We start from the raw sequence: 7349 nt of genomic DNA, 5'->3' as shown, positions 1-7349 counted from the left end.
CACCCCCCCATAACCGACCCGGAGAATACCACCCCCCCCCCCCCCCCCCCCCCCCCCCCCCCCCCCCCCCCCCCCCCCCCCCCCCCCCCCCCCCCGCCTTGCGTGGAGCCGTCAGGTAATGGTTCTAGGGTGGGTCGAGTTCGCTGGCCGTACTTGACCGACAGTTAGGATGACCGTGCGACGGATCGCCGGGGTGCTCCTCGTCCTGCCTCTGCTGGCGCTGACGGCGTGCAGCAGCGGTACGCCCGTGAAGAGCGGGTCGTCCGCGGCGCCGACCAGTTCGGCGCCGGCGGTGCCGAGCCCGGTGAGTTCGGCCTCGCCGATGCCGACGGTGAGCGGTGACGTCGGGAGCAAGGCGACGATCACCCTTCCCTCCGGGCCGCCGAGCGGGCAGTTCGTGGTGAGCTCGGTCAGTGACGGGGACGGCCCGACGGTCGGCCACGGAGACTGGGTGACGGTGAACTACACCGCGAAGGACTGGACGACCGGCAAGGACCTGCCGAGCTCGTACGACGCGGGGTCCAAGCCGCAGCTCTACCAGGCCGGGATCGGGCAGTTGGTGCCGGCCTTCGACCAGAGCGTGGTGGGCAAGAAGGTGGGCAGCCGGGTGCTGGTGGTGGCGCCGCCGGCGGCGGCCTTCGGCAACACCGGGAACACCACCCTGGGGATCGGTCCGGGGGACACCGTGGTGTTCGTGCTGGACGTGGCGCAGGCGGTGCCGCAGGACTCGGTGGTGACCGGGTCGATGACCCAGCCGCCGCCGACGCTGCCGCAGGTGAAGGACAACGGCAAGGCGGCGCCGACCATCACCATCCCCTCGAACGAGGCGGCGCCGACCGACCTGAAGACCTCGGTGCTGATCAAGGGGGACGGCAAGCAGGTCAAGGCGGGGCAGACGCTGGTGGTCCAGTACACCGGGGTGACCTGGAGCAACGGGCAGCAGTTCGACTCCTCCTGGAGCCACGGCGGTGCCCAGGCGCTGCAGGTGGGGACCGGGAGCGTGATCAAGGGCTGGGATGAGGGCCTGGTGGGGCAGAACGTGGGCAGCCGGGTGCAACTGGTCATTCCGCCGTCGCTGGGCTACGGGGACAAGGCGCAGTCCTCGATTCCGGCGAACTCGACCCTGGTGTTCGTGATCGACATCCTGGAAGCTGTGTAGTTCCTGGCGTGGGCGGGCATTCGCGGGGTGTCATGGACACCCGGCGAGTGCCTGCCCTCATGTCGAGCTGACATACTGCTGGCGATTTCGCACAGCGGCTAGCGATCTTGAGGGCGAGGATAGGGGAGTCATGGCTGAGAATGCTTCGGGCCCGGACGAGGCCGGTACCGCGAGTGGTGCGGTAGACCCGGCGGCGTCGCGGCCCGGCGGCCCGCTGCCCGGGGACGGCGAGTCGATCGTGATCCCGCCGTCGATCCTCAAGCAGCAGGCCGGTTGGGCGCAGCCCGGTCAGAGTGCCCCGGTCGTGTCGGGTGGGACGTCCGAGGACGAGGCGCCGCAGGTCTTCGCGTCGACCGTGCGCAAGCAGCAGCTGTCCGAGGCGGACTACGAGAACGCGCCGAGCGGTGGCCGGCTCGGGGTGATCCTGGGCACCGTGCTGGCCGTCCTGCTGGTGGGCAGCGGTGTCGGGCTGTACCTGGTCAACAAGCACGACGACAGCAAGCCGGCGGCCTCGGACACCGCCAGCACCTCGCCGAGCACCCCGGCCGTGCCGCCGCTGAAGCACGACGCCAAGGTGCTGCCGACGGTCACCGGTGACTTCGGCAAGAAGGCGACCATCACCGTGCCGTCCCAGGCTCCGGACGGCACGTTCGTGGCGAAGACGATCTCCGAGGGCAGCGGCCCCAAGATCAACAAGAACGACTGGGTGACCGTCGGGCTCACGCTGAAGGACTGGAACACGGGCAAGGACCTCCCGGGGAGCTACGACAGCAACGGCCAGCCGCAGATCTTCCAGGCGGGCACCGGCCAGCTGATCCCGGCGCTGGACTCCACCCTGGTGGGGCAGAAGGCGGGCAGCCGGGTACTGGTGGTGGCGCCGCCGACCGCGGCCTTCGGCTCCCAGGGCAACCCGCAGCTCGGTGTGGGCGGCAACGACGACCTGATCATGGTGATCGACATCCAGGGGGCGGTCGCGCCGGACGCCCGGGTGAGCGGTGACATGACCGAGCCGCCGGCCGACTTCCCGCAGGTCAAGGTGAACGGCCCGAAGAAGGCCGACACCATCACGCCCCCGGCGAACGTGACCGACCCGACCAGCCTGAAGACCGCGGTGCTGATCCAGGGCAACGGGCCGAAGGTGCAGACCGGCCAGCAGGTGGTCGTCCAGTACACCGGCGTGACGCTGAAGGACGGCAAGGAGTTCGACTCCTCGATCCCCAAGGGGCAGGCATTCCCCTTCGCCGTCGGTGCCGGCCAGGTCATCGCCGGCTGGGACCAGGGCGTGGTCGGCCAGAACGTGGGCAGCCGGATCGAGCTGGTGATCCCGGCCTCGCTGGCCTACAAGGACCAGCCGCCGGCCGGCAGCGGGATCCCGGCCAACGCCTCCCTGGTGTTCGTGGTCGACATCCTGGCCGCCGGGCAGGGCTCGGGCGGCAGCGGCGGGCAGTGATGACAAGATAGGGCGACCGGCTGTCGGGGCGACCCGCGGCCGGGCCTGAACTGCGCGGGCGGCGGACGCCCGTACGGTGGTTCCCGTCGGAGCCGCGGTACGGTGCTCCGCCGCCGTGCTGTGTTCCGGGTTGTTGACGTGACGGCCGAGTCAGTCGGCCGATGAGGAAGAGGCAGTGATGAGCGAGAAGAAGAAGCCGGAGATCGACTTCCCGGGCGGCGAGGCGCCGGCCGACCTGCAGATCCGCGACATCGAGGTGGGTACCGGCGAGGAGGCCAAGCCGGGCCAGCTGGTCAAGGTCCACTACGTCGGCGTGACCTTCGAGACCGGTGAGGAGTTCGACGCCAGCTGGAACCGCGGTACCCCGTTCCAGTTCCCGCTGGGCGCCGGCCGCGTCATCAAGGGTTGGGACGAGGGTGTCGTGGGCATGAAGGTGGGTGGCCGGCGCGAGCTGATCATCCCGGCCCACAAGGCGTACGGCAACCAGTCGCCGTCGCCGCTGATCCCGGCCGGCTCGACCCTGATCTTCGTGGTCGACCTGCTGGGCGTCTGAGCCCCTCGCCGAGGTGGCCGCAGCCCGCTCCGGCGGGGTGCGGCCACCTCGGCTTTCGCTCTGTGTGGTGCTACCGGTACGGTCGGGTCGCCGGGATCAAGATTCCTCGGCGGGCACCCGCGCGCGGCGCGGCACACCGGAAGGGTCAGCGATGGCGATCGCCAAGGCAGAGCGGCTGATGAACCTCGCCCTGTGCCTGATGAACACCAAACGTCCGCTCTCCAAGCGGGAGCTGCGGGAGTCCGTCGAGGCCTACCGGGAAGCCGGGCCGCACGGCAGCGAGGACGCCTTCAACCGGATGTTCGAGCGGGACAAGGACGACCTCCGCGAGCTGGGGCTCCTGATCGACACCGACGAGAACACCCTGGACGGCGAGATCGGCTACCTGGCCCGCCGGGACCGCAACCGGCTGCCGGAGATCGCGCTGGACGCCGAGGAGGCGGCCGCGCTCAGCCTGGCGGCCAAGGTGTGGCAGCAGGCCCGGCTCTCCGGGGCGGCGAGCGGCGCACTGCAGAAGCTGCGGGCGGCCGGGGTGCCGTTCACCGAGGAGGAGCCCGAGGGGCGCACCGCGCTGGAGCCGCGGATCCCGGCCCGGGAGGCCGCGTTCGAGCCGCTGCTGCTGGCCGCGCGGGACCGCCGTCCGGTGAGCTTCGAGTACCGCAAGGCGGGCGCCTCGGCGGTCGAGCAGCGCACGGTGGAGCCGTGGGCACTGGAGTGCTGGCGCGGGCACTGGTACCTGGCCGGCTGGGACCGGGACCGGGCGGCGGTCCGGGTGTTCCGGCTGAGCCGGATCAGCGGCCGGGTGCGGGCCCGCGGCGGCGTGTTCACCGCGCACATCCCCGAGCACGTGGACGTGCGCGCGTACGTGGCCACCTTCGCGGGCGAGGGTGCGACCGCGACGGCGACCGTCCGACTGCGCCGCGGCGCCGGCTTCCCGCTGCGGACCAAGGCGCTGAGCACGCGCGCGGTGGACGAGCAGTGGGACGAGCTGGAGATCCCGTACGGCTACGGGCTGGGCGCCGACCTGGCCGAGTACGGGCCGGACCTGGTCGTCCTGGAGCCGGACGACCTGCGCGCCGACGTCATCGACCGGCTGCGCGCGGTGGCCGGCCTCGCAGCTGAAGGAGCCTGACGGTGAGCAACGCCATCGACCAGACCCGCCGCATGCTCTCGTTGGTCACCTACCTGCGCGAGCGCCCCGGAGCCGAGGTCGCCGAGGTGGCCCGGGCCTTCGGGATCACCGAGCGCGAGCTGATCGCGGACCTGAACGTGCTGCCGATGTGCGGCACCAGCTTCCGCGGCGGCGACCTGCTGGACATCGACACCGACGGCGAGCGGATCTGGTGGCACAACGTCGACGACGTCGCGCAGCCGCTGCGGCTGGCGGCCGACGAGGCCACCGCGCTGCTGGTGGCCGCCCGGGCGGTGGCCGGGCTGCCGGGGCTGCGCGAGCGGGACCGTCAGGCGCTCACCCGGGCCGTCGCCAAGATCGAGAACGCGGCGGGTGAGAGTGCCGAGGGCAGTGCCCGGGTCGGGGTGACCTTCGAGGCCGAGGGCCAGGTCTTCGCCGACATCGACCGGGCGCTCAGCGAGCGGCGGCGGATCTGGCTGCGCTACTACTCGCACGGGCGCGGCGGGATGACCGAGCGGGAGGTGGACCCGATCCGGCTGGTCACCGAGGGCCACACCTACCTGGAGGGCTGGTGCCGGACCTCGGAGGACCGCCGGCTGTTCCGGCTCGACCGGGTGGCCGAGGTCAAGCTGCTGGACGCGCCCGCGGACCCGCCCCGCCTGGAGCCGCGCGACCTCTCGCAGGGGCTGGTGAACCCGGCGGCGGACGATCCGCAGGTGGTGGTCGAGGTCGGGCCGGCCGGGCGGTGGGTCGCCGAGTACTACACGCACGACCTGGCCGAGGAGCTGCCGGACGGCGGGCTGCGGATCACCCTGCGCAGCTCGGACCCGTCGGGGCTGCGCACCCTGGCGCTGCGGCTCGGACGGGACGGGCGGATCGTTTCGCCGGCGCACCTGGCCGAGCAGGCGCGGGAGGCGGCGTCGGCGGCGTTGGCGGGGTACGGGGAGCCGGCGGGTTCGTCGGGCGTGGTGGGCTGAGGAGTGGCGGAGGAGGGCGGGGGAGTGGAGGCCGGGTTCGCCGAGGACACCCGTTTCAAGGTCTACTGCTCGCAATGCCGGGAGAAGGTCGAGCTGGCGGCGTCCGAGTTCCGGCTGGCGCTGGGGCGCACCCGGGAACGGGCCTTCTACAGTTTCACCTGTCCCGCCTGCGGGGCGGCGGTGCGCAAGCCGGCCGGGGAGAAGATCGTCGCGGCGCTGAGCGGTGCCGGGGTGAGTACCATCCGGTTGCTCCAGGCCGTTCCGGTGGCCCAGGGCTGAGGGCGTTGGGCCCGGTCGGACTCGAGTTGAGGACGGAGGAGCGTCATGCCGTGGACCATCATGGCGGCGGTCGGCCTGGCCACGGCCGGGCTGCTGGTACTGGGGGTGCTCGCGGGTCGGTTGTGGCGGGACGTGCGGGGCCTGGCCCGGCAGGTGGACGCCGCCGGGCGGGCGCTGACGGAGGCCTCCGGGGAGCTGGCGCGGACCGTACAGGGCTGACGCGGCCAAACTTCACCTGCCCGTCGGGTGCACTGGTCTGCTCCTGCCGGGACGCGCGCGTTAGGCTCTGACCGTGGCCTGCGGTGTCCCGTGGGCCCGCCGTCACGTCCACCAGCGGTTTCGGCGCCCTCGGCGGCGTCCGGTCGCCCACGTCGAGAGAGCAGTCGCCCATGGGCAGGATCCTGGCGTTCCTGATGATCGCCCTGATGGCGTTCGCCTTCTTCGGCGGCAAGCGGCTGCCGGACCTGGCCCGGGGGCTGGCGCGGTCGCTGCGGATCCTGCGCAGCGAGAGCGCCGCGCCGCGCGGCGGGGGGACGGAGCGGCCGGCCGCCGGTCCGGTGGCGTCGGGCGGGACGGTCAGGACGATTCAGGCCGCGCCCGGTGACACCTCCACCGCACGGCCGGTCACCGAGCACGGGAGCGGCGGGCCGCGCTGAGCGCCCGCCGGTCCGCACCGCGGTCCGCCGTCCGGCGGGCCACGACGCACGAGTTGAGGACCGGGGTTGAGCAAGTCTTCCAAACCGCCCAAGGACCCCGAAGGTCGGATGTCCCTCGGGGATCACCTGCGCGAACTGCGCAACCGGCTGGTCAAGTCGGTGCTGGCGATCGTGGTGTGCACGATCATCGCGGCGTGCTTCAACAAGGAGCTGCAGGTCTTCCTGATGCGGCCGCTGCCGAGCTGCACCGCCGCGGAGCTCCAGCAGCAGGCGGAGGCCGCCCACAAGTGCTCGGTGGTCGCCGTCATCGGTGTCACCACGCCGTTCACCCTCGCCCTCAAGGTCTCGCTGACCGCGGGCCTGATCGGCGCGCTGCCGGTGTGGCTGTACCAGCTGTGGGCGTTCATCTCCCCCGGTCTGCACCGCAACGAGCGCAAGTACTCGCTGGGCTTCCTGGCCGCCGGCATCCCGCTCTTCCTGGGCGGCGCGGTCTGCGCGTACCTGCTGATGCCGACCACCATCCGGGTGCTGTCCTCGTTCACCCCGATCGGGGCGCAGCAGATCCTGCCCGCCGAGGACTACTTCAACATCGCCACCAGGATGGTGCTGGTCTTCGGGGCGGCCTTCGAGTTCCCGCTGGTTCTGGTGATGCTGAACTTCACCGGTACGCTCACGGGCAAGCGGATGCTCGGCTGGTGGCGCGGCATGATCATGGGCATCACGGTCTTCGCGGCGTTCGCCACGCCCAGTGCCGACCCGCTGAGCATGCTGGCGCTGGCCTCGCCGATCTGGGTGCTGTTCTTCGCCGCGGTGGGGATCTCGCTGCTCAACGACCGGCGCCGGCTGCGCCGCAACCCGGATGCCGGGCTGAGTGACGAGGAGGCCTCGCACGTCGACCTGAGCGTGGAGACGGTGGGGTCGGCCGAGGCCGTGACGGCGTCCGCGCCGGCGGTCGCCTCGCCGGCGCCGGTGGCGTCCGTGCCGGTGGCGCGGGGCGAGCAGGTGGACGACGACATCACCTGAAGGTGATGCGGTGACGGTGACCGGTACGGGGGGGGGGGGGGGGGGGGGGGGGGGGGGGGGGGGGGGGGGGGGGGGGGGGGGGGGGGGGGGGGGGGGGGGGGGGGGGGGGGGGGGGGGGGG

At 72.4% G+C, this 7349-nt stretch carries 9 protein-coding genes; all 9 read left to right on the top strand.

From position 1 onward, the window contains the following. Positions 1-169 precede the first annotated feature (169 nt). The 9 genes from ACZ38L_RS37240 (at position 170) to tatC (ending at position 7229) form a co-directional block, all read left to right on the top strand. Entirely contained in the window at positions 170-1159 is a 990-nt protein-coding gene (locus tag ACZ38L_RS37240) for an FKBP-type peptidyl-prolyl cis-trans isomerase (RefSeq protein ID WP_465702121.1), read from the top strand. A gap of 130 nt (positions 1160-1289) precedes the next feature. Beyond that, positions 1290-2609 carry an FKBP-type peptidyl-prolyl cis-trans isomerase gene (locus ACZ38L_RS37235; protein ID WP_465702119.1) on the top strand — a complete coding sequence of 440 codons (1320 nt, stop codon included), beginning with the start codon at positions 1290-1292 and terminating at the stop codon, positions 2607-2609. Between the two features lie 178 nt (positions 2610-2787). Next, positions 2788-3162 carry an FKBP-type peptidyl-prolyl cis-trans isomerase gene (locus ACZ38L_RS37230; RefSeq protein ID WP_396564962.1) on the top strand — a complete coding sequence of 125 codons (375 nt, stop codon included), beginning with the start codon at positions 2788-2790 and terminating at the stop codon, positions 3160-3162. A gap of 151 nt (positions 3163-3313) precedes the next feature. Next, a complete protein-coding gene (locus ACZ38L_RS37225) occupies positions 3314-4294 on the top strand; it encodes a helix-turn-helix transcriptional regulator (protein WP_465702116.1) in 981 nt (326 codons plus the stop codon). A 32-nt stretch (positions 4295-4326) separates the two neighbouring features. After that, positions 4327-5271: a helix-turn-helix transcriptional regulator gene (locus tag ACZ38L_RS37220; protein ID WP_396565141.1), complete on the top strand. Its 945-nt coding sequence runs from the start codon at positions 4327-4329 to the stop codon at positions 5269-5271. Between the two features lie 24 nt (positions 5272-5295). After that, the gene (locus tag ACZ38L_RS37215; RefSeq protein WP_465702114.1) at positions 5296-5550 is read left to right on the top strand and encodes a hypothetical protein; all 255 of its coding nucleotides are present in this window, start codon (positions 5296-5298) and stop codon (positions 5548-5550) included. 45 nt (positions 5551-5595) lie between these two features. Then, the gene (locus tag ACZ38L_RS37210; RefSeq protein WP_396564966.1) at positions 5596-5769 is read left to right on the top strand and encodes a hypothetical protein; all 174 of its coding nucleotides are present in this window, start codon (positions 5596-5598) and stop codon (positions 5767-5769) included. Between the two features lie 170 nt (positions 5770-5939). Then, positions 5940-6206, top strand: a complete 267-nt coding sequence (locus ACZ38L_RS37205; protein WP_465702111.1) for a twin-arginine translocase TatA/TatE family subunit — start codon at positions 5940-5942, stop codon at positions 6204-6206. A gap of 108 nt (positions 6207-6314) precedes the next feature. After that, complete coding sequence (gene tatC / locus ACZ38L_RS37200; protein WP_465702109.1) at positions 6315-7229, top strand: twin-arginine translocase subunit TatC; 915 nt, start codon at positions 6315-6317, stop codon at positions 7227-7229. Positions 7230-7349 lie beyond the last annotated feature (120 nt).

The organism is Kitasatospora sp. NPDC024654 (assembly GCF_055559155.1).
This window is presented reverse-complemented; position numbering and strand designations above follow the sequence as displayed.